The sequence below is a fragment of the Pseudomonas sp. GW704-F2 genome (assembly GCF_059423025.1).
The window spans coordinates 112,125-133,440 of record NZ_JBWKXO010000003.1 but is presented as its reverse complement, the minus strand read 5'-3'; the positions used below and the strand labels follow the sequence as shown (position 1 = coordinate 133,440).

General features: G+C 61.4%; 22 protein-coding genes, 1 tRNA gene and 3 pseudogenes. 18 read left to right on the top strand and 8 right to left on the bottom strand.

Features of this window, described 5'->3' with window-relative positions; genetic code table 11:
• Position 1 precedes the first annotated feature (1 nt).
• Positions 2 to 3,742, bottom strand: a complete 3,741-nt coding sequence (locus tag AC07W0_RS04045) for a hypothetical protein (protein WP_102617060.1) — start codon at positions 3,740 to 3,742, stop codon at positions 2 to 4.
• A 220-nt stretch (positions 3,743 to 3,962) separates the two neighbouring features.
• On the opposite strand from AC07W0_RS04045, the gene modA reads away from it, so the two are divergent.
• From modA to AC07W0_RS04025, 4 genes are all read left to right on the top strand, one after another.
• Positions 3,963 to 4,730, top strand: a complete 768-nt coding sequence (gene modA / locus AC07W0_RS04040) for a molybdate ABC transporter substrate-binding protein (RefSeq protein ID WP_046383545.1) — start codon at positions 3,963 to 3,965, stop codon at positions 4,728 to 4,730.
• Entirely contained in the window at positions 4,731 to 5,411 is a 681-nt protein-coding gene (gene modB, locus AC07W0_RS04035; RefSeq protein WP_017846319.1) for a molybdate ABC transporter permease subunit, read from the top strand. It begins immediately after the preceding gene.
• On the top strand, positions 5,411 to 6,496 hold the full coding sequence (modC, locus tag AC07W0_RS04030) for a molybdenum ABC transporter ATP-binding protein (RefSeq protein ID WP_371918418.1): 1,086 nt from the start codon (positions 5,411 to 5,413) through the stop codon (positions 6,494 to 6,496). The genes modB and modC overlap by 1 nt, the downstream gene beginning before the upstream one ends.
• A 283-nt stretch (positions 6,497 to 6,779) precedes the next feature.
• A complete protein-coding gene (locus AC07W0_RS04025) occupies positions 6,780 to 7,484 on the top strand; it encodes a YoaK family protein (protein WP_017846321.1) in 705 nt (234 codons plus the stop codon).
• Positions 7,485 to 7,627: 143 nt separating this feature from the next.
• Here the strand turns inward: AC07W0_RS04025 and AC07W0_RS04020 are convergent, their stop codons facing one another.
• Positions 7,628 to 7,981: a hypothetical protein gene (locus AC07W0_RS04020; protein WP_017846322.1), complete on the bottom strand. Its 354-nt coding sequence runs from the start codon at positions 7,979 to 7,981 to the stop codon at positions 7,628 to 7,630.
• A gap of 109 nt (positions 7,982 to 8,090) precedes the next feature.
• Here AC07W0_RS04020 and AC07W0_RS04015 point away from each other — a divergent pair, with 109 nt between their 5' ends.
• Positions 8,091 to 8,348: a hypothetical protein gene (locus AC07W0_RS04015; protein ID WP_046489453.1), complete on the top strand. Its 258-nt coding sequence runs from the start codon at positions 8,091 to 8,093 to the stop codon at positions 8,346 to 8,348.
• Between the two features lie 106 nt (positions 8,349 to 8,454).
• On the opposite strand, the gene AC07W0_RS04010 is transcribed toward AC07W0_RS04015, so the two are convergent.
• The 3 genes from AC07W0_RS04010 to AC07W0_RS04000 all read right to left on the bottom strand — a co-directional run bounded on the left by AC07W0_RS04010 (position 8,455) and on the right by AC07W0_RS04000 (position 9,745).
• On the bottom strand, positions 8,455 to 8,766 hold the full coding sequence (locus tag AC07W0_RS04010; protein WP_046383547.1) for an AzlD domain-containing protein: 312 nt from the start codon (positions 8,764 to 8,766) through the stop codon (positions 8,455 to 8,457).
• A complete protein-coding gene (locus AC07W0_RS04005; RefSeq protein WP_046383548.1) occupies positions 8,763 to 9,458 on the bottom strand; it encodes an AzlC family ABC transporter permease in 696 nt (231 codons plus the stop codon). The genes AC07W0_RS04010 and AC07W0_RS04005 overlap by 4 nt, the downstream gene beginning before the upstream one ends.
• Positions 9,459 to 9,529: 71 nt before the next feature.
• Entirely contained in the window at positions 9,530 to 9,745 is a 216-nt protein-coding gene (locus AC07W0_RS04000; protein WP_017846326.1) for a hypothetical protein, read from the bottom strand.
• A gap of 177 nt (positions 9,746 to 9,922) precedes the next feature.
• On the opposite strand from AC07W0_RS04000, the gene AC07W0_RS03995 reads away from it, so the two are divergent.
• The 11 genes and pseudogenes from AC07W0_RS03995 to AC07W0_RS03945 all read left to right on the top strand — a co-directional run bounded on the left by AC07W0_RS03995 (position 9,923) and on the right by AC07W0_RS03945 (position 19,407).
• On the top strand, positions 9,923 to 10,279 hold the full coding sequence (locus tag AC07W0_RS03995) for a metalloregulator ArsR/SmtB family transcription factor (protein ID WP_046385300.1): 357 nt from the start codon (positions 9,923 to 9,925) through the stop codon (positions 10,277 to 10,279).
• Positions 10,280 to 10,298: 19 nt separating this feature from the next.
• Positions 10,299 to 11,582, top strand: a complete 1,284-nt coding sequence (locus AC07W0_RS03990; RefSeq protein WP_102617059.1) for an arsenic transporter — start codon at positions 10,299 to 10,301, stop codon at positions 11,580 to 11,582.
• A 70-nt stretch (positions 11,583 to 11,652) separates the two neighbouring features.
• Positions 11,653 to 11,950: pseudogene (locus AC07W0_RS03985) on the top strand (arsenate reductase/protein-tyrosine-phosphatase family protein); the annotation flags it as partial.
• Positions 11,948 to 12,460 (top strand): annotated as a pseudogene (gene arsH, locus AC07W0_RS03980) (arsenical resistance protein ArsH); the annotation flags it as partial. The pseudogenes AC07W0_RS03985 and arsH, both read left to right, overlap by 3 nt.
• A gap of 50 nt (positions 12,461 to 12,510) precedes the next feature.
• Entirely contained in the window at positions 12,511 to 13,302 is a 792-nt protein-coding gene (locus AC07W0_RS03975; protein ID WP_102617058.1) for an AraC family transcriptional regulator, read from the top strand.
• Positions 13,303 to 13,376: 74 nt separating this feature from the next.
• Positions 13,377 to 13,988 (top strand): LysE family transporter, encoded by a 612-nt coding sequence (locus AC07W0_RS03970; RefSeq protein ID WP_017846331.1) that lies wholly within the window; start codon positions 13,377 to 13,379, stop codon positions 13,986 to 13,988.
• A gap of 319 nt (positions 13,989 to 14,307) precedes the next feature.
• A complete protein-coding gene (locus AC07W0_RS03965; RefSeq protein WP_082118869.1) occupies positions 14,308 to 14,601 on the top strand; it encodes a hypothetical protein in 294 nt (97 codons plus the stop codon).
• Positions 14,602 to 14,835: 234 nt separating this feature from the next.
• Entirely contained in the window at positions 14,836 to 17,550 is a 2,715-nt protein-coding gene (gene mgtA / locus AC07W0_RS03960) for a magnesium-translocating P-type ATPase (RefSeq protein WP_017846332.1), read from the top strand.
• A gap of 65 nt (positions 17,551 to 17,615) precedes the next feature.
• A complete protein-coding gene (locus AC07W0_RS03955) occupies positions 17,616 to 17,963 on the top strand; it encodes a DUF2493 domain-containing protein (protein WP_046383555.1) in 348 nt (115 codons plus the stop codon).
• Between the two features lie 18 nt (positions 17,964 to 17,981).
• On the top strand, positions 17,982 to 18,773 hold the full coding sequence (locus tag AC07W0_RS03950; RefSeq protein WP_102617057.1) for a PA4824 family protein: 792 nt from the start codon (positions 17,982 to 17,984) through the stop codon (positions 18,771 to 18,773).
• Positions 18,774 to 18,879: 106 nt separating this feature from the next.
• Positions 18,880 to 19,407 (top strand): DinB family protein, encoded by a 528-nt coding sequence (locus AC07W0_RS03945; protein ID WP_017846335.1) that lies wholly within the window; start codon positions 18,880 to 18,882, stop codon positions 19,405 to 19,407.
• Between the two features lie 2 nt (positions 19,408 to 19,409).
• On the opposite strand, the gene AC07W0_RS03940 is transcribed toward AC07W0_RS03945, so the two are convergent.
• Complete coding sequence (locus AC07W0_RS03940; protein ID WP_102617056.1) at positions 19,410 to 19,868, bottom strand: GFA family protein; 459 nt, start codon at positions 19,866 to 19,868, stop codon at positions 19,410 to 19,412.
• Between the two features lie 196 nt (positions 19,869 to 20,064).
• Here AC07W0_RS03940 and AC07W0_RS03935 point away from each other — a divergent pair, with 196 nt between their 5' ends.
• The gene (locus tag AC07W0_RS03935; protein WP_017846337.1) at positions 20,065 to 20,346 is read left to right on the top strand and encodes a hypothetical protein; all 282 of its coding nucleotides are present in this window, start codon (positions 20,065 to 20,067) and stop codon (positions 20,344 to 20,346) included.
• A 56-nt stretch (positions 20,347 to 20,402) separates the two neighbouring features.
• On the opposite strand, the gene AC07W0_RS03930 is transcribed toward AC07W0_RS03935, so the two are convergent.
• Complete coding sequence (locus AC07W0_RS03930; protein WP_079443901.1) at positions 20,403 to 20,594, bottom strand: DUF2188 domain-containing protein; 192 nt, start codon at positions 20,592 to 20,594, stop codon at positions 20,403 to 20,405.
• A 336-nt stretch (positions 20,595 to 20,930) separates the two neighbouring features.
• On the opposite strand from AC07W0_RS03930, the gene AC07W0_RS03925 reads away from it, so the two are divergent.
• A tRNA-Leu gene (locus tag AC07W0_RS03925) sits at positions 20,931 to 21,017 on the top strand.
• 120 nt (positions 21,018 to 21,137) lie between these two features.
• On the opposite strand, the pseudogene AC07W0_RS03920 reads toward AC07W0_RS03925, so the two are convergent.
• A pseudogene (locus AC07W0_RS03920) lies at positions 21,138 to 21,230 on the bottom strand (lysis protein); the annotation flags it as partial.
• Positions 21,231 to 21,316 lie beyond the last annotated feature (86 nt).

Here is a 21,316-nt window from a genome sequence, read left to right as displayed (position 1 = left end):
GTCAGATCAGTATCGGCTCTGCGGGTGGAAGGCCGCTGAGCCGACGTTCATGCAGCGGCGTCAACACGGTAAACCGCTGTTGGCGCAACGCACAGATGCCATATACGACTCGGGCAAAGTGTTCGTTGCTGTCGTCGTAGGGCTGGCTCGCCATGATCAGCGCGAAACAGCATTCGGCCTGGCGCTCCTGGGCCATCTTGCGGATCAATCCCAACCCTATCCCCAGCAACGCCCGGCTACTGGTCATGGTCAGTCGCTCATAACCGGAGCTGCGCTGGTGATGACACTCGCGCTGCTGGCCCCGGGCGAGCTGTTCATACAGCGTGTCCAGTTCAGCGGCGGTGTATAAATCCACCGTCGCCTGCTCGCCTGACACATGAAGTTCCAGTTGCTGTTTAAATAACAGTCGCCACGCATCGTCGTCGATTCCGGCCCGCACCGCGACCCAGTCGACACAATCGACCAGCGCGTTTTGCGCGCTCGCGAGCGTGCTTGGCAAACCGGCCTGCAGGGCTTCGAGGTGGATCAATGCCTGGTTGACCAAGTCTGCCTCCTCAGCCATCACGCCCTCCATCAGTTCTCGATAGCCGCCCCATGGTTCGTTACGCCATGCCTGAAGGAAGCCCAGCATCAAGGCCCGCAACTCACCGATCGCCTGCACGCCAATGGTACGCCGCAATAGCCCTTCCGCCTCGTCGACCAGGCCGCTGAGGTTGCTGACTTGCGCCAGCAGTTCAGACTGATTGAAGGTCGCCGGCTCATTGAGCGATAGCGATGCATTGATCGGCAACTGGTGAAAGACCTGGGCCCAGACACGCTCCAACTGCTCGCGAACCCCGCAGACGAAATCCAGGGGAAACGACAGCACGCTGTAATCGCCGCCATTGACGAAGGGGCTCCAACTGATGCCCAGCGCAAACGCCCCGTCAACCTCCAGGCTTGCGTTGGCAAAGTCCGGATAAAACTTGTAAATCACCAACGCGCCCTCCAAGGCCGGCAACCCGCGCACGCAGTCCTCCCAGCCTTTCAACGTACCGAAATAGCCGCGACCGTTCATTGAGGCATCGAGGTCGCCCAGGCTGAAATCGACCATCGCGGTGTCCGTTGCATCCCGAATCGACAACGCAAAATGCGTTTGCGGGCGCTGATCGCCGAGTTCGGAGAAAATCAGCACGCCGACGGCCTGTGTCTCCCAGCGTTGGCTGCGTAAAAAGTCGGAACAGCTTTTCGCCTCGGCATACCCACAGGTGGCGGTTGCCTGGAGGTAACCTTTGAGTTCGGCGCCTTTGCCCCGGTCGTCGAAGGCTTTTTCCATGCGCTGGCGCAGGTCGATCAACCAGAATGGCGTGGAGACAAAAGTCTCGGACTCACTGGTCTGTTTCAACTTTATCGGGGCGTCGTAGTCTATGGGCGCATTCAGAATCGGCGCGACGGTCCGACCGCCGAGCGTCGACTGCTTGAGCAATATGCGCAACTTGGCATTGGCGCTGGGCAGATCGGCCCCCAGGTCAACCATCGCCAATAGCACCCCCAGCTTGCACTCATGGATGTAGTGGGCATAGTCCTCGGGCCGATCGGTATTTTGCGCCAACGCATACGTAAGGCCGACATCACCGACATTGGCGATGAAGCGCGCCATGCCGGAAAGCAGCAGCGCGCCCAACCCGCTCAGAGGCCCGACGGCCGCCGTCACCAGGCCGGACACCGCACGGGCGACACTTTTGAACATTGCCAGTTTTACCCGGCGCCGCTCTTCGTCGGACGAAAACACTGCGTAGTCGACCTGCCCCTTGATATCCGCGATGGCCGCCAACTGCAATTGCACGTTGATGTGCTGGGTATCACGAAAGGACACCGGCTCCGGGGCGAAACGCCGGTAATGGTAGCCATAGCGTTTTTTTTGCGGGAAAAAATCCTGAGGCACCAGGTTCATTTTCTGCGGGAAAGGGGAATGTTCCGCGACAAATCGCATCAACACCTCCGAGGGTTGCCCGGCGGTGGTGCTTGGTGCCCAGACCGCCCACTTGAGCTCGGTGAAGTTGAGGGATATCAGCAATGCCTTCTGTGAGTTGAATTTGAGCACAATCGCATTGGGCACCACCGCTTCGTTGAATAGCAGCAGTCGCGGTTTCAACTCGCCTTTCAAGTAGCGGAACGCACACCCTCGCAAGTCTTCGTCGGCTGCATCGACTTGCGCGAGGTAGCGTGCGACCCGCACCCTGGCGAGGGCGTCACAGGTTTCGCCGAATAGTTTCTGGTAGTCGTCGCTGGCGGCCAGCGCATCGATATCCGCCAGGAAGTCAGCCAGCAACACATCACGCATCCCGGTCAATGTCGCGACTTGCGACGCCGGCAAGGCTTGCCCCTGCACATCCACGGCACTGAGTTTTTCCTGGAAGTACGCACGCCGTTGCGGCTCACCCAACAGCACTTGTTCAAAGGAAAAGTACTTGTAGCGTGGCGGCACGAATGCACTCACGCCAGGAGAATATGTGGGGTGGCCTATCAGGTATTTGAACTTGAATTGGCGTTCTTTTTTGAACAATTGCTGGGTGTCTTGAGACAGACCGGACTTCTTCAGGCAGCGATCGATCAACGATTCGATATAGTCTTTGGCGATCTTGTTATTGCCTACGCTCTCCCTCAGCCCATCCCATTTTTGCCAGGCCTGGGTCGTCGTTGCCTCGGGCGTCGGGGGCGCGGTGGGGGCCTTCCAGCCGGTACGTTCGCGGGGCTGAATGCTGACCGCTATAAACAGCCGCGCGGCATCGCAGCGCACGAACCATTGATTGGGCAGCTCGCTCTGCAGCCGGATGCCGCCGTCTTCCTGCAAGACGCCGCAGTTGACCCAGGGGCAGCGGTAACTCATGTAGACGCTGAGATAGTAGTGCCAATCCGCAGCGGCGCGGCGCGAGGCCGGAACTTCTATGATGTAGCGCTCCTCATCGGCCTGATAAGGCATTGCGCTCAGGGTCACCTCGATCACTTCGTCGGCCTTCAGCGCTTGGTCGGCCAGGAGGACGGCACGGGGCGTCCAGCGCGGGAAAATGCTGAAATCGGCGTCGAGCACCGCCTCGTTGAACGGCTTGACCCACAGCGTGTTTTTGCCGGGCTCATCGGAATAACGAATGAGATCGCCGCTGCGTGCGCCAATACGCATCCCCGGCCAACCGGTGCCAATCGCCCTGGGCCATTGCCCGGCCCCCAGGGAAATCAGCGGGAGATCAAACCAGATATCCGCAAGCAGGCGCTTACTGGCCCCCCACACGGAGAACAGCACCACCTCGGTCTTGAGCAAAGGCCGTGTCGCGATCGCTAGGCCACGCTCTTCCCACTCGACACTCTGGACCTGGCCTGACACTCGCAGGCTGTCGAGAAAGTATCGATGGGCCGTCAAGCGTTGGGCCAATGCCCCGTAAAACTTGGGAAACAGAACATTGACCCGCACGCTGTCAGTCGATTGGTTTTTTCCGACACTCGCGCGCCAGGTAAAGCGCTTGTCGAGGATTTTCCACAGGGGCATTTCCTGGCGCTCGACAATCAACGCAGGATTTCCCGGCTCGGCCCCCTCCTCCAGGATCGAAAACTCCACCGGTATCAACGATTGCGTGGTGATCAGCGCCTTGGCCTGCGGTTCCAGTGCCGAAGCGCTGAGTACGCGGTCCAGCCAGGCTTTCACGGCGGCCTCGCTGGTAAGGTTGTTCGGGGCGCCGACGTTGATATAGGCATATTCCCTTTGCATGGCCCTTGCTCCTTTGCCTGCTAAAGGAGCTGCACTATCAACGGGTTCCCATGCATTGGCTGTCAGGAGGCGGGCCGTTGCCGCCGGGAAATGTCAGCGCGGGGCCGGCGGATTCCCCTTGCCATTTTTTCGCTATATACCTATACATACACCGCTTGACCGCCCCCCTGGTCCCGCAGCGCTCAATCCTGGCTTTTTTCCTTCTCATACGGAGCTATCCATGACCTTCAGCCTCCCACGCTTGATTCGCCCCGGCTTGGCGGCCGTCATTGCGCTTGTCACCGCCGCTGCGGTCCACGCCGATGAAGTCCAGGTGGCCGTCGCCGCCAACTTCACCGCACCGATCCAGGCGATTGCCGCCGACTTCGAGAAGGACACCGGTCACAAGCTGATCGCCGCCTACGGTGCCACCGGGCAGTTCTATACCCAGATCAAGAACGGCGCGCCGTTCGAAGTGTTCCTCAGCGCCGACGACACCACCCCGCAAAAACTCGAAACCGAAGGCGATACCGTCAAGGGTTCGCGCTTTACCTACGCGGTCGGCACCCTGGCGCTGTGGTCGGCGAAGGAAGGTTATGTCGATGCCAAGGGCGATGTGCTCAAGCAGAACGCGTTCAAGCACCTGTCCATCGCCAACCCGAAAGCCGCGCCCTACGGGCTGGCCGCCACCCAAGTGCTGGCCAAGGAAGGCTTGACCGAGAAGCTCAAGGACAAGCTCGTCGAGGGCCAGAACATCACCCAGGCCTATCAGTTTGTCTCCACCGGCAATGCCGAGTTGGGGTTTGTGGCCTTGTCGCAGATCTACAAAGACGGCAAAGTCACCAGCGGTTCGGCGTGGATCGTCCCGGCGTCCATGCATGACCCGATCAAACAGGATGCGGTGATCCTCAATAAGGGCAAAGACAGCGCCGCTGCCAAGGCGCTGGTCGAGTACCTGAAAGGGCCGAAAGCCGCTGCCGTTATCAAGTCCTACGGTTACGAGCTCTAAATGCCGCTATCGAGTGCCGATTTTTCCGCGATCTGGTTGACCATCAAACTGGCGTCACTGACCACGGTGATTCTGCTGGTCATCGGCACTCCGATTGCCCTGTGGCTGTCGCGCACGCGCTCCTGGTGGCGCGGGCCTATCGGCGCGGTGGTCGCCCTGCCGCTGGTGCTGCCGCCCACGGTCATCGGCTTCTACCTGCTGCTGACGATGGGGCCGCACGGTTACTTCGGCCAGTTCACCCAATGGCTGGGCCTGGGCACCCTGACCTTCAGTTTCGCCGGGCTGGTGATCGGCTCGGTGATCTATTCCATGCCGTTCGTGGTGCAGCCGTTGCAAAACGCCTTCTCCGCCATCGGCACACGCCCCTTGGAAGTGGCCGCGACCTTGCGCGCCAACCCCTGGGACACGTTCTTCAGCGTGATCCTGCCCCTGGCCCGCCCGGGGTTTATCACCGCGTCGATTCTCGGCTTTGCGCATACCGTCGGCGAGTTCGGGGTGGTGCTGATGATCGGCGGCAATATCCCGGACAAGACCCGGGTCGTCTCGGTGCAGATCTACGACCACGTCGAAGCCATGGAATACGCCCAGGCGCACTGGCTGGCCGGCGCCATGGTGGTGTTCGCGTTCCTGGTGTTGCTGGCGCTCTACTCCAGCCGTAAAACCAAGATGGGCTGGAGCTGATGCCGATGATCGATGTACGCCTGCACCTCACGTATTCCGCCTTTGCCCTGAAAGTGGACCTGCAACTGCCCGGTCGCGGCGTCACCGCGCTGTATGGGCATTCCGGCTCCGGCAAGACCACCTGCCTGCGCTGCATTGCCGGGCTGGAACGTGCCGAGGACGGCTTTGTCCAGGTCAACGACGAAGTCTGGCAAGACAGCCGCAACGGTCTGTTCGTACCGCCGCATAAACGTGCGCTGGGCTATGTGTTCCAGGAAGCGAGCCTGTTCCCCCATCTGTCGGTACGCGCCAATCTGGAATTCGGCCTCAAGCGCATCCCGCCTGCGCAACGTCGCGTCGACATGGCCCAGGCCACCGAACTGTTGGGCATCGGCCACTTGCTTGAGCGGCATCCGCAGCACTTGTCCGGCGGCGAGCGCCAGCGCATCGGTATCGCCCGCGCGTTACTGACCAGCCCGCGCCTGTTATTGATGGACGAACCGCTGGCGGCTCTCGACAGCCAACGCAAAGGTGAAATCCTGCCGTACCTGGAACGCCTGCACGACGAACTGGACATTCCGGTGCTCTACGTCAGCCACGCCCAGGACGAGGTGGCGCGCCTGGCCGATCACATCGTGTTGCTGCGCGACGGCCAGGCCCTGGCCAGCGGCCCCATCGGTGAAACCCTGGCGCGGCTGGATTTGCCCTTGGCCTTGGGCGACGACGCCGGTGTGGTGATCAACGGCACGGTAAGCGCTTACGACGCGCACTATCAATTGCTGACCCTGCAACTGCCCGGCAGCGCCTTGCAGATGCGCGTCGCCCATACGCCGCTGGCCTTGGGCAAAGCCCTGCGGGTCAAGGTGCAGGCGCGGGACGTAAGCCTCAATTTGCAGGCCGAAGCCCACAGCAGCATCCTCAACCGCCTGCCGGTGACGGTCACCCAGGAGATTGCGGCGGACAACAGCGCCCATGTGCTGGTGCGCCTGGATGCCGGCGGCACGCCGTTGCTGGCACGGATCACACGCTTCTCCCGCGACCAGTTGCAACTGCACCCCGGCCAGATGCTGTGGGCGCAGATCAAGGCGGTGGCGGTGCTAGCGTAGCCGCGAAACCTTGTGGCCGCAGCGTCTTGCGTTGCAGTCAATCAAACAGACCGGCCTGATCTGTTTATAACCTGCTGTCCGCCGACCTGCCCCGCGACCTGCAAGAACATTACCTACGCAAAGGGCGTGTCACACCTCGAGTTTTTTACAGGCGATCGAGTCCTCTCATACTTTGGTCTGGCATGACGCTGGCTGGAGGCTGGAAGCGGCCTGAGGTCATTGCGCCAGACATCAAAGCGCCTTACGGTAGTGGCCGCATAATCTCACCGAGGAACCCAGCCCGATGCTGCCTTCGTCCCAAAAACCCTACGCCAACGTCGTACTCGCCCGTCAACAGCAATGGCGGGGTCGTGTCGGCATGATGCTGGTGGCCAGCCTGTCTGTGCTGGCGGGCATGACCGATGCCATTGGTTTCATGGCCAGTGGCGACTTTGTCTCATTCATGAGCGGCAACACCACGCGCCTGGCAGTAGCGATCAGCGAAGGTGACCTGGGCCTGACCGGGCGCCTGCTGTTGCTGGTCGCGACCTTCGTGGTCGGCAACGCCTTGGGTATCGTGGTCAGCCGCATGAGCGGCCGTCACGCCCTACCCCTGCTGCTGTGCATCGCGGCGCTGCTCTGCGGCGGCGCGCTGTGGCCGTTCGCCGATATGCTGCCCGCCTTGCTCGCGGCGATTGTGGCGATGGGCATGCTCAATGCCGCGGTCGAAGAGGTCAACGGCTTGCCGGTGGGGCTTACCTATGTCACCGGCGCGCTGTCACGCTTTGGTCGCGGGTTGGGGCGCTGGTTGCTGGGGGAGCGTCGCAACGGGTGGCGCGTGCAGTTGGTCCCCTGGACGGGGATGTTCATCGGGGCGGTGATCGGGGCGTTGCTCGAGCACCGCATGGGCTTGGGTGCGCTGCTGGTCAGCGGGGCGCTGGCTGCGGTTTTGGGCCTGGTGTCACTGAAGATCCCCCGGCGCTGGCACTTGGGTTATATGCCGCGCTGATGACCTGGGAGGCTCGCCCGACGTGACGGCCTCGACATCCGTGTACTGGTAAAGAGCTATTACGTCGAGCGAGCGGGGGAATCATAGGACAATGCCCTGCGACTGTCCCGCAGGGCATTTCCTAAAAGCACTACGGCAACAGATTACAGACAAGTCGCAAGTGCGGCCAAACGGCGCTTGGCGACCATGGAGTCTTCGGCGGTGTAGTAATCGACAGAGGAACCGGCCCCTGCGCTGCGCACGTCGGCAAAGTAATCGCCGCCGGTGGTGTACACCGTGAAACCGCCCGCCCCGATCGGCTCCTTGAAGCCGCCGGCGTCGACACCAAACACCGCCTCGTCCTGCCAGCCGAACTGGATACATTGGGCAACCACCAGCGCAGCCTTGTCCGACGCCAAGGTCTTGTAGGGCGTGCCGGTGCGTGCCGCGTTCATTTTCGAGCCCGCGCAGCCGGCCAGTGCTGCCAGTACCAATGCGCCAATTACCAGTTTCCGCATGCCATCGCTCCTTGGAAAAAAACGCGACTCTACCATTAGCAGGCGACACTCACGGATTATTACGTCACCCTGTCGCCTACTTGCGAGTTCGCTTCTACCTGGAAAACCGATGACACCCAATGCCGAACGCTACAACCCATCCACCGACTATGCCGACAAGCTGATCAGCCGCATCGGCCAGACGCCCACGTGGATCGCCAAGCGCATTGGCGTGACGGACAAGCGCATTCGCTACATTCTCGACGGCGAGCGCACGGTGAAAGGCGAAAGTACGCCGATCCAGATGACCTACACCGAGCAGTTCGCGCTGGAGTGCCTGGCGGCCGAGGCCAAGGCGAAAAAGAAGCCGACGCCGCCCACCGAATGAATTTAGTTTCACTGTGACAGCAGAACGCGCCACCGATAATGGCCGGGCTCACTTTTAGAAGTCTCCTTCAGCCCGCTCTCCCGCGGGCTTTTTTTCGCCTATGTGTTTAGAACCACCAGCGAAACAGGTAGAACAACGCCATGCTCAACAGCACGGTGAGCAGCACATTGCGCGTCCAGACCATCAGCGCCACCGCGCAGATCCCGGCCAGCAGGTAGGGGTTGGCCGGGCTCAGGTTGAGCCGGTGGTCGGCGAAGAAAATGATCGGCCCGCAAATCGCCGTGAGCATGCCCGGTACCGCGAACCCGAGAAACTCCCGCGCACCACGGGTGAGCCGCACGGGCAGGCGCGGTTCGATAAACAGGTAGCGGTTAAAAAATACGATCAAACCCATTGCAACAATCATCACAAAAATCATGCCTGCCCGACTCCCAATCGTTTGCAGGCATACCCTGCACTCATGCCCAACACACCCGATACCACCACGGCCGACTCCCACTGCAGGAAGCTCAAGCCGACCGAGCACAACAGCGCCACCGCCACGCACACCACGGTGGGCACATCGCGCACCACGGGCGTGATCAACGCGATAAACGTCGCGACAATCGAGAATTCCAGGCCCAGGTGTTCGAGCCCCGGAATGCTCTTGCCCAGGACAATGCCGGCGAGGGTGAACAGGTTCCAGGCGATATAGAACGTCAGGCCAACACCCAGCGCGTACCAGCGGTTGAAGGTTTCGCGGTCGTACTGGCTGACCAGGGCGAAGAACTCATCGGTCATCAGGAAACCCAGGCTCATGCGCCAGCGCGGTTTGAGCACGGACAATGTGGGGCGCAGATGCATGCCGTACAGCAGATGTTGTGAGGTCAGCAGCAAAGTCGTGAGCAAGATGGAGATCAGGCTGGCGCCGCTCTTGACCATGCCGATGGCCACCAGTTGCGCGGCACCGGCAAACACGATAGCGGAAAGCCCCTGGGCTTCGAGCGGGGAAAAGTGCGCTTCGATGGCCATTGAGCCCGCCAGCAAGCCCCAGGGCGCGCACGCCAGGGATAACGGAATGACAGCAATCGCGCCACGGGCGAAGGCGTAGTGAGGTAAAGCAGTAGGCATGGGAACCGCTCATCGACAGACGGACGACAAGCATGCCAGCGCAATATGCAGGTTGTCTTGAACGATCTTGCTCAGGCGAGCCTTACCGACACCAGTTCCACCGAGTCCCGCGCTTCGCGCAGTTCATAGGCGTCCTGGTTGAGGCGGTGGATGGTATTGAGCAAGCGCTGGCGCAGCACTTCATCGCCGAGTTTTTCGACGGCACGCATCAGATCGAACGCCGCGGTTTCGTTATTTTCCGCGACGGAATCGAGGGTCTTGCGCAGATTGCGAGTGGCACGGGTCACGCGTGGTATTCCTTCATCAGCTATGGGCAGGCACTTTAGGACATTTGTGTTTCATTTTAATTTCAATCACTTGTGGCGTGTTTCCAGACATTTGATCCATATCAATTGAAACAGGATTTGACTGAAATATATGGAAATACGTATATTCGGATATGCCTATACGAGCAGGCCTTGACCGTGTCAGTCCCTTTCTCACCTCCAACCCTATTCAAATGCCTGGCCGATGCCACTCGCGTGCGAATGACCTTGCTGATCCTGCGCGAAGGCGAACTTTGCGTGTGCGAACTGATCCACGCACTTGACGACAGCCAGCCGAAAATCTCCCGCCACCTCGCGCAACTGCGCAACAGCGGGTTGCTGCTGGATCGTCGCCAAGGGCAATGGATCTACTACCGCATCAATCCGGCACTGCCCGACTGGGTGACTCACGTGCTGGACACCACCCTGCAAGCCAACCAGCCATGGTTGCAAAACGACGCGCTGCGTCTTGATGCAATGGGCGACAGACCACAACGAGCCAGCACCTGCTGTTGAGCCACCGGAGCGTTTATTCATGCTTGTCGCAATTGCGATTTTTATCTTCACCATCATCCTGGTCATCTGGCAGCCCAAAGGCCTGGGTGTCGGCTGGAGCGCGACCATGGGCGCGATCCTCGCACTGGCCTGCGGCGTGATCAGCCTGGCAGACATCCCGGTGGTGTGGCACATCATCTGGAATGCCACCGGCACCTTTGTCGCGCTGATCGTCATCAGCCTGTTGCTGGACGAGGCCGGGTTCTTTGCCTGGGCTGCGCTGCATGTGGCCCGTTGGGGCCGTGGTCGCGGCCGGCGGTTGTTTGCCTACATGGTGCTGCTGGGCGCGCTGGTGTCGGCGCTGTTTGCCAATGACGGCGCGGCACTGATCCTCACGCCGATTGTGATGTCGATGCTGCTGGCGTTGCGTTTTTCCCCGGCGGCGACCCTGGCGTTCGTCATGGGCGCTGGGTTCATCGCCGACACGGCGAGCCTGCCGCTGGTGGTGTCGAACCTGGTGAACATTGTCTCGGCGGACTATTTCAAGATCGGCTTCAATGAATACGCAGCGGTGATGGTGCCGGTGAACCTGGTCAGCGTCGCCGCCACCCTGGCGGTGCTGTTGTGGTTTTTCCGCCGCGATATTCCGCAGACCTACGACCCGGCCGACCTGGCGGCCCCGGCCAGCGCCATTCACGACCACGCGACTTTTCGCGCCGGCTGGTGGGTGCTGGGTATCCTGCTGATCGGCTGCTTTGCCCTGGAACCGTTGGGGATTCCCATCAGCGCGATCTCTGCAGTGTGCGCGGTGTTGCTGCTGGTGATCGCCGCCAAAGGCCACAAGATTTCCACGCGCAAAGTGCTCAAGGAAGCGCCCTGGCAGATCGTGATCTTTTCCCTGGGCATGTACCTGGTGGTCTACGGGCTGCGCAACGCCGGGCTGACCACATACCTGGCGACCTGGCTCGACACCTTCGCCACCTACGGCGTATGGGGCGCGGCGATGGGCACCGGGGTGCTGACGGCATTGTTGTCTTCGGCAATGAACAACCTGCCGACCGTGTTGATCGGTGCGCTCTCCATCGAATCCAGCCATGCCGCGGGCGTGGTCAAGGACGCGATGATCTACGCCAACGTGATCGGCAGCGACCTCGGCCCGAAAATCACCCCCATCGGCAGCCTGGCCACCCTGCTGTGGCTGCATATCCTGGCGCGCAAAGGCATCACCATCACTTGGGGTTACTACTTCAAGGTCGGCATCGTCCTGACCTTGCCGGTGTTGCTGATCACTCTCGCCGCCCTCGCCTTGCGTCTTAGCCTCTGAAGGACATACGCCAATGAAAGTCTTGTTCATGTGTACCGCCAACAGCTGACGGAGCATTTTGTCCGAAGCGATGTTCAACCACCTGGCGCCAGAAGGGTTTGAGGCGGTCAGCTCCGGCAGCTTCCCCAAGGGCCAGGTGCTGCCCCGCAGCCTGAGCACGTTGCAGGCGGCAGGCATCCGCACGCAGGGCTTGTACAGCAAGGGCAACGACGCCTTTGAAGGCAGCCCGCCGGATGTGGTGATCACGGTGTGCGACAAGGCCGCCGGTGAAGCCTGCCCAGTGTATTTCGGCCCGGCGCTGAAGGCGCACTGGGGGTTGGCAGACCCTTCGGATGTCGGGCGACGAGGCGAGCATCCAAGCCGCATTCGACCCGAGCGGCTTGCCATTACCCGATGATGCCCCGCGTGAGCATCCGAAGGTGCAGGAGCTGTTGGAACGGATGCAATGGTCGGAAGGCCAGGTCTGGTGTTCCCCTGAACGACACGGTTCGATGTCGGCGGTGTTCAAAGCGCAAATCGACTGGGTGCCGTTGTCCTTGGGCGCGGTCCGCCCGACCCAGGGCAAAACCCTGGCGGTGATGCAAGTGTGCGGCGGTTCCCAGTCCTTCAACACGGTCAACCAACTGCGCGTACTCGGGCGTTGGATGCGTATGTTCACCATCCCCAATCAATCCTCGGTGCCCAAGGCGTTCATGGAGTTCGATGATCAGGACCGCATGAAACCCTCGGCGCTCTATGATCGCGTTGTCGACGTGATGGAGGAACTGGTGAAGTTCACCGTGCTGCTGCGTGATCGTCCGGATTTGGTCGACCGCTACTCGGAGCGCAGGGAAAGCGCCGAAGAACTGTCGCAACGGGTCAATCAACGGTCGATCTGAGCCTGGCTGACGGCGTATGCTCACGTCCATCCCATGACTGAGCCGACCCCATGAGCACCCTGCAACACGCCTGGCTGGGCGACTACGAAATCAACAGCGTCCACTGCTCCGGCCTGACCTTTGCCCGCCACAGCCACGACGAATGCGTGATCGGCGTGAACTTGGTGGGCGAAGAAAACGTGTGGCTGGACCGCCGCGAATTCGTGGCTGGGCCAGGCGCCATCACCTTGTACAACCCCGGGCAGATTCAGGGCGGCGGTGCGGCGGAAGGCGCGCCGTGGCAGTTTGTCAGCCTGTACGTCAGCGCCGAGCAATTGGCCGCCGACCTGGGGTTGGCGCATGTCGAATTCGATCGATCGCTGTGTTTCCAGCCGGATCTGGCGCGGCGCCTGGCGGTTGTGGCAAAAGGCGCATCGAGCGGCGACGTTCTGGTCCGCGAGCTGAACGAAGACGCCCTGGTTGTGCTGCTGGGAGAAGTGGTCGGCCTCAGCGGCGTGCGCTTGCCCGGCAACGCGGCAGCCGGCAAAAGCCTGATCGGCCGCGCCCAGGAATTGCTCGCCGCACAGTTGCATCAATCGCTGCCCCTGGACCACCTCGGCGAGGCGCTGGGGTTGTCCAAGTTCCACCTGCTGCGCACCTTTCAAAAAGAGACCGGGCTCAGCCCTCGCCAGTGGGCCATGCAATTGCGCACGCGCCGCGCCAAAGGCCTGTTGCGCAATGGGATGGCGGCCGGCGAGGTCGCCCATCAGCTCGGTTTTGCCGACCAGAGCCACCTCAACCGGCATTTCCGCGCCGCCTATGGCCTCACGCCTGGCCGCTATCAGAGTGTGGCGAAACGCTGAACAGCACAATCTGGTCCAAGACAACGTGTGCGTGCGCCAGCACACTGCCCGCCATCACTTGATGGAGCATAGGGATGCTGGCGATCTTCTTTTACGCACTGGTATTCGGTTTTGTGTTTTGCCTGTCCCCCGGCGCTGTGCTGGCGGAGACCTTGCGCCGCGGTTTGCAACACGGTTTCACCCCGGCATTGTTGGTGCAGGTCGGTTCGCTGGTCGGCGATGCGGTGTGGGCCGTGATCGGCCTGACCGGCATCGCGCTGTTGATCCAGCATGACGCCGTGCGCGTGCCGCTGACCCTCCTCTGCGCGCTCTATCTCGCCTGGCTCGGCGTGCGCAGCCTGCTCGACGCCTGGCGTTTGCCCGCAGCCGACAGCGCACCGGCCGGCTCCGGCACGAATGCGCTGGCGGTGGGCGCAGCCATTTCGCTGGCCAACCCGAAGAACATTGTGTACTGGGGGGCGCTGGGCAGTGCGTTGTCGGGCATCGTCGGGGCTACGCCCAGCCACACGCAGACGCTGATGTTTTTCGGCGGTTTCATGCTGGCCTCGGTGCTGTCGTGTTTTCTGACGGCCGCACTGGTCAATCTGCTGCGCAAGAACGCCTCGCCGACCTGGCAACGCATCAGTTACGCGGCGTGCGGTGTGGTCTTGATCTATCTCGCCGTTCTCGCCGCGCAAGGCATATGAAGTTATATATGCCCGGTAACTTGTGAATATGTTTTATCTGAATAGACTCTGAACACTTGGCAATTTAATTAATCATGCGTTGACATTCCGCAACCGGCTGAGTAGATTGCCCCTGCCCGCAATTGGGGCCTTTTTTAAACCTCACAAAAGAAGCCAATGGACACAGTATCTAGTCGCTGTCCGAGCACCGCGTTGGCGGGCATCGGGCGCCCAACCCAGAAGATGACAGGACTTGCCTCTCCGGTCCGGTAAGCTGCGCTAGAGCTTGTGCTCCACCGTAACTGCCTCGCCGGTCGCCCGTCCGGTCCCGAGGTGTGTTATGACCTTCCAAACCTTTGTTGTAAAAGATGTACGAACGCTGGCCGCGACCCTGCGGGCCAAGCTGTGCCGAGCGCCCGCAGGCGTTTGTGTTGCCCGCCCAACCTTTGCCGTACCCTCCCCTCGAATGCGCCCGGCCCATCCGCTGGCGCACTGGCGTGCCTGCCCGACGACTGGCCGACTGCAGCAGCATTGGGCTCACGCCGACCCTCAAGACCCACAGAGACGTAACGTTTCCAACCTGGCTGAAGCCCGCCTGATGCCCGCTCTTTACCTGGGCACTCGCGCCGCTTGACCGCTTGGAAACAGCAACTTTCTGATCAATACCCTGGAGTTCTTTTATGAACCTTTCCAGTAGTAGCCCGCTGCGCGCTCAGTAACTAAGGCGCACTTAGCGGGCCCATTGAAAGTTATTCAACACCTTATTTGAACCGATCGCGAAGTCCGCGGCTCGGCATGCTTTCGCTCGCCTGTCATCAGGTCAGTACCGGGTATGTTTTGTCGAGAACTGGCGACAGGAGTACACACCATGAGCGCCGTAAAAAAACCGCCACAGCCCAACAAAAACCGCACCGACGCCGACACTCGGCTATCGATGCGGGCCGCCCGCGAAGCCCATAACGGCCTGTCGGCCACCCTGGCCAATGTGCGAGCCACTCTGGATGGCCTGACCGAGTTGGATGCCACTGCACGCCTGCAACGGCAAGGCCATAACGAAGTCGCCCATGACAAGCCGCCTCACGCATTCATCCAGTTCCTGCAGGCGCTGAACAATCCGTTTATCTATGTGCTGCTGACGCTGGGCGCGATCAGCTTCGTCACCGATTACTGGTTGCCGTTGCAGGCCGGTGAAGAAGTCGACCTGACCAAAGTCATCATCATCATGACCATGGTCCTGCTCAGCAGCCTGCTGCGGTTCTGGCAGGAGCACCGTTCGGCCAAATCCGCCGAAACGCTCAAAGCCATGGTCCGCACCACCGCCACCGTACTACGCCGCGAACAGGTCGGCGCCCAGCCAACCCTGCGCGAAGTGCCGATGCGCGAACTGGTGGCCGGCGATATCGTGCAACTGTCGGCCGGCGACATGATCCCGGCCGACATCCGCCTGATCGAATCGCGTGACCTGTTCATCAGCCAGGCGGTGCTGACCGGCGAAGCCTTGCCCGTGGAAAAATACGACACGCTGGGGGACGTGACGCAAAAGTCCGCCAGTACCCTTGCCGCCGACCAGGGCAACTTGCTCGACCTGCCGAACATCTGCTTCATGGGCACCAACGTGGTCAGCGGCCGCGCCAAAGCCGTGGTGGTGGCCACCGGACCGCGCACCTACTTCGGCTCGCTGGCCAAGGCGATTGTCGGTTCCCGGGCGCAGACCGCGTTTGATCGCGGCGTGAACAGCGTCAGCTGGCTGCTGATCCGCTTCATGCTGGTGATGGTGCCGATCGTGTTCTTCCTCAACGGTTTCTCCAAGGGTGACTGGGGCGATGCCTTCCTGTTTGCCCTGGCGGTCGCCGTCGGCCTGACCCCGGAAATGCTGCCGATGATTGTCAGCGCCAACCTGGCCAAGGGCGCCACCGCCATGGCCAAGCGCAAAGTGGTGGTCAAGCGCCTCAACGCGATCCAGAACTTCGGTTCGATGGACGTGCTGTGTACCGACAAGACCGGCACCCTGACCCAGGACAAGATCATCCTCGAACATCACGTCAACGCCTTTGGCCAGCGCGATGACGCGGTGCTGTCGCTGGCCTGGCTCAACAGTTATCACCAAAGCGGCATGAAGAACCTGATGGACCAGGCCGTGGTGCAGTTCTCGGCACAAAACCCCAAGTTCCAGGCGCCGTTTGCCTACAGCAAGGTCGATGAATTGCCGTTCGACTTTGTACGCCGTCGCCTGTCAATTGTGGTCAAGGACGCCGCCGGCGACCATCTGCTGGTGTGCAAGGGTGCCGTGGAAGAGATGCTGAGCATTGCCACGCACGTGATCGAAGCCGGCGCCGCGGTGCCGCTGGATCAGCGGCGTCGCGAGGCGTTGCTGGCGATTGCCAATGACTACAACGAAGACGGCTTTCGCGTGCTGGTGGTGGCCACCCGCAATATCCCGAACGCCTTGGCGCGCCGGCAGTACACCACCGCCGATGAGCGCAACCTGGTGATCCAGGGGTTCCTGACCTTCCTTGATCCGCCGAAGGAAACCGCAGGCCCGGCGATTGCGGCGCTGCAACAGATCGGCGTAGCGGTAAAAGTGCTGACCGGCGACAACGCCGTGGTCACCAGCAAGATCTGCCGCCAGGTCGGCCTCGACCCAGGCCAGCCGCTGCTCGGCGTGGACATCGAAGCAATGGACGATGCAACCCTGCAGCGCCGCGTGGAAGAGCGCACGGTGTTTGCCAAGCTGACACCGCTGCAGAAGTCGCGGGTGCTCAAGGCCCTGCAAGCCAACGGCCACACTGTCGGTTTCCTCGGTGACGGTATCAACGATGCGCCGGCGCTGCGCGATGCCGACGTGGGGATCTCGGTGGACAGCGGCACCGACATCGCCAAGGAATCGGCCGACATCATCCTGCTGGAAAAGAGCCTGATGGTGCTGGAAGAAGGCGTGCTCAAGGGCCGCGAAACCTTCGGCAATATCATGAAGTACCTGAACATGACCGCCAGCTCCAACTTCGGCAACGTGTTCTCGGTGCTGGTGGCCAGTGCGTTCATTCCGTTCATGCCGATGCTGGCGATCCACCTGCTGCTGCAGAACCTGATGTACGACATCTCCCAACTGGCCTTGCCGTGGGACAAGATGGACAAGGAATACCTGGCCAAGCCACGCAAGTGGGACGCGAAGAACATCGGCCGCTTCATGCTGTGGATCGGGCCAACCTCGTCGATCTTCGACATCACCACCTTTGCGCTGATGTGGTACGTGTTCGCCGCCAACAGCGTGGAGATGCAGACCCTGTTCCAGTCCGGCTGGTTCATCGAGGGCCTGCTCTCGCAAACCCTGGTGGTGCATATGCTGCGCACCCGCAAGATCCCGTTCTTCCAGAGCACCGCGGCATGGCCGGTGTTGCTGATGACCGGTGTGGTGATCGCCCTGGGGATCTATGTGCCGTTCTCGCCGCTCGGCACCCTGGTGGGCCTGCAACCGCTGCCGCTGGCGTACTTCCCATGGCTGGCAGGCACCTTGCTCAGCTACTGCTGCGTGGCTCAACTGATGAAGACGATCTACATCCGCCGCTTCAAGCAGTGGTACTGATCACTCCCGCCGTTCAGACGGTGGCGGTCGCTCGGCGGCCACCGTGCATTACAAGGATTTCAAGCATGCGCGTGTTGATCTGTGCAGGTCGTCATTACGCCGACACCCAACGTTCCCGCCACGTGCTGGACGCTTACCACCGCCTGCGCCCGGTGCAGGTATTGATCCACGGCGGCAACCAGTTCCTCGGCAGCGAGATCGAGGAGTGGGCGCGGGAAATCGGCATCGACGTGGTGCGTTATCCGCCCAATTGGCAACGCCACGGCAAGCAGGCGGAACGCCAGCGCAACCATTTCATGCTGACCGACAGCCGCCCTGATGTGGTCATCGCCCTGCCCGGTGGCGATGACACGTCAGAGCTGGTCTGTCAGGCCAAAGCCAGCGGCATCTCGGTGCTGACCGTAGAAAGCTGAATTCAAGCGAGGCACAACATGTACAAAAAACACCGCCAACCCTCGGACAGGGTTACCCGCTATCGAGGCGCTCGCCAAACCCTCTTGTTGTTACCGCCAGCCAAACGGCGGGCGTTACGGCGCAACCTGATGTTTATCGGGCTTACACTCAGCGTCGTCCTGCTCATCAGCCTACTCTCGAAGGCTTTCGCGGCCGGGGGCGCTTATGCAGTCGACGACGGCGCGATCAATGCGCCGGGCGAATGCAACGTCGACGCCTGGCACAGCGCCCACCGACACGACGGCGGCACGCACAATGAGACACTGTCGCCTGCCTGCACCTTCGAGGCCCTGCCCGCCGTGCAATGGGGCGCGGCATTGTCACGGGCCAACCGCGAGACGCAAGTGAGCCCGCAAGTGAAGGCGCAAGTAATGTCACGTCAGGACCTGCGCCTGGAGATAGCCGTGTCCGCCAGCGCCCACGTTGCCCTGGACCGGCGACATGCGTTTGATGGCGCGGACTTCAACGTGCCGTTGACGTGGCAACCGCTGGAGCCCCTGCGACTGAACCTGAATGCCGGCTGGACCCACGCGTATGACGACGGCGAACAAAACCAGCGTCTCACATGGGGCGCCGGCGCCGAATATCGGGTAGCGCACTCGTTGACGCTGATTGTCGAACGCTACGGCCAAAAAGGTGCTGAGCAGGCCTGGCAAGCGGGGCCGCGGTTCCACCTTGGGCCGTTGATCGACATCGATGTGGTGGTTGGGCGCAGCCTGGTCGCTGAACGCGCGCAATGGTTGACCACCGGCGCCACGTTGCGTTTCTAGGCGTCACGCCTTCGCAGGGGTGGCGTCCTCTGGCGGAACCCGATGACCGCGGGGTGGGCACGCCTTATGATGGCGCCATCGCGCCGCCCAGACAGAGAGAAAGCCCGTGAACCGTATCGAACAGATCGCCCTGATGGCGACCTACAACCAGTGGATGAACCGTAAAGTCTACGACGCGGCCGCGAAGCTGACGGACGCCGAACTACGGATGGACCGCCGCGCATTTTTCGGCTCGATCCTCGGCACGCTGAACCACCTGACACTGGGCGACACCGTGTGGCTCAAACGCTTTGCCCAGCACCCCGCCAGCCATGCGGCGCTGGCACCGTTAAGCGGCATTGCCGCGCCCACCGATCTCAAGCAACTGGCCTTCGCCGACCTGCACGAACTGGCCACCCACCGCGCCTGGCTGGATCGACTGATCATCGACTGGGCGCAAAGCCTGCGCGAGCCTGACCTCGACCTGCGCCTGCATTACCACAACATGCGCGGGGTCGCGGCAGACAAGCCGTTCTTTGGCCTGCTGGTGCATTTTTTCAATCATCAGACCCACCACCGGGGCCAGCTGACGACACTGCTGACCCAGGCCGGACACGATGTGGGCGATACCGACCTGCTCGCGCTGATCGACTGAACTCAGCGGGCGCTGAACTCGGCGTAAGCCTGCAACAATCGTGGAAAATCCTCCGGCCCGGGCAATTGTGCAAAGTGCTCGACCGCCGGCGTCGTGGCCCAGGGCAATTTCTCGCCGGTCCAGGTTTCCATGAACGGCGGATAATCCTCGGCATTCTCCAGCATCGTCGCACGCACATTGACGAACTCATCGATGCCATGGGGCCGTGTAAACAGCCAGCTCATGCAGTGGGGGCAAAAGTAATGGCGGTCCACGCCATGCATGCCGCCGATCACCGGGCAACCCTGGGTCACGGTGAACGCGCTGGCGGGAATCAGCGCACTGAGGGAGAACGCGCTGGCGGTCATCTTCTGACAACCGGTGCAATGGCAGGCCATGGTGATCACGGGGGGCTGGCTCACACTGAAGCGCACGCGGTTACAACGGCAACTGCCTTCACGAGGCAGGTTCTCGACGCTCATCACTCACTCCTTTTTATGATTGGACTTGAGGCAGGGTAACGTCGAGCCTTGCTGTTGAGAAGGGCCAGGCCCGTAAACCGAACGCTGCGACCAGCACGGGGTCGTAATTGTAGGTGTCGGGATCAATCGCAGCCCGCCCTCCCCGCGTGCATTGTGGATCTGCAGATGCGCGTATACCCAAGAAGGAGACGCTTACATGGTCATTCACTTCAAGGTCGCCGGGCACTTAGCCTGCGGCCATCACGGCGGCAGCCTCCCCTCCAGCACCGAGCTGAACCGCGTCAAATGCCGAACCTGCCGCAACACCGAGGCCTACAAGGAAGCGCGCCGCACCCAGCGCAACGCCGCCCGCCGAGCTTCGCGCGCAGCCAAGACCCACACCTCCAGCGACTGGCGCAGCGCCTGGGCGCAACACTTGACCGACCTGCCAGGGTTGCAGCGCCTGCCACGCGGCTTCAGTGGTCAGCCCTTCGTGTAGTCCCAAACAGCAGAAGCCCCGGTTGCGCCGGGGCTTGGTTCTGCTGAATCAGTCACTCAGTCATCATTGGACCCCGGCCTGCCACGCGCCTTGCGCACCGACAGCGTGGCCGCATAGGCCAGCGCCTGCTCGCGGGAATCGAAGGACGCCAACCGGTCCTGAGCCGTACACACCCGCCACGGCCCGAAATTGACCTGCACGATGTCATACCCATTCAGATGCAGCTTCTTGAGTGTTGGAGCGCTCATAGTCACCTCGCTTTTCCTGAGATTTCCAAGCGTTGCACGGCCTACCTTACACCCGCATCCAGCGCCGTTGCGGACCGCATGTCGCAGCGGCTTATGCCCAAGGCCGCCACTGCTGAGTCGTCCACTCTGAAGCAGCGTGACGGCGTATTGCCGCACCTGTCATTTATGAGGCGTATTCGCCGGCCCTGGGAATCTTCGGCTTTTGCTCAACAGCCGATGTAGATCACTGATCTATCGAGCTTTTTCATCCCGATGTTTGTGCAAGAAAGGCAACCTCCGACCTTGCGCCCTGGCGCCCGGATCTATATATTCCCAACCCTGCTGCACCGCGCTGCCGCCCGAATGGCGAAACTGGTAGACGCATGGGACTTAAAATCCCCCGCTCGTAAGGGCGTGCCGGTTCGATTCCGGCTTCGGGCACCATAGATATCAAGGGCTTGCATGATGAACTTCATGCGAGCCCTTATCTTTTTTATTCCGCAATTTTCAGACCTGTTCCGCAACTCTCCATTCCCCGGCGTCCTGCCGACCGAACACCAACGCCTATTTTGAAACACTCCTCACATACGCCTGGCACGCCCACAGCGCGATCAATCCTTGATCGCCGTCACCGGTGATGGCGAGAATTCGTTGAGCACTCGGTGACGGATGGTCCGGGCCACGGCGATCCGTCCGTCCAGACCTGCACCACGGACCTCACGCCAAAGGGGGGCGCGCCAAGA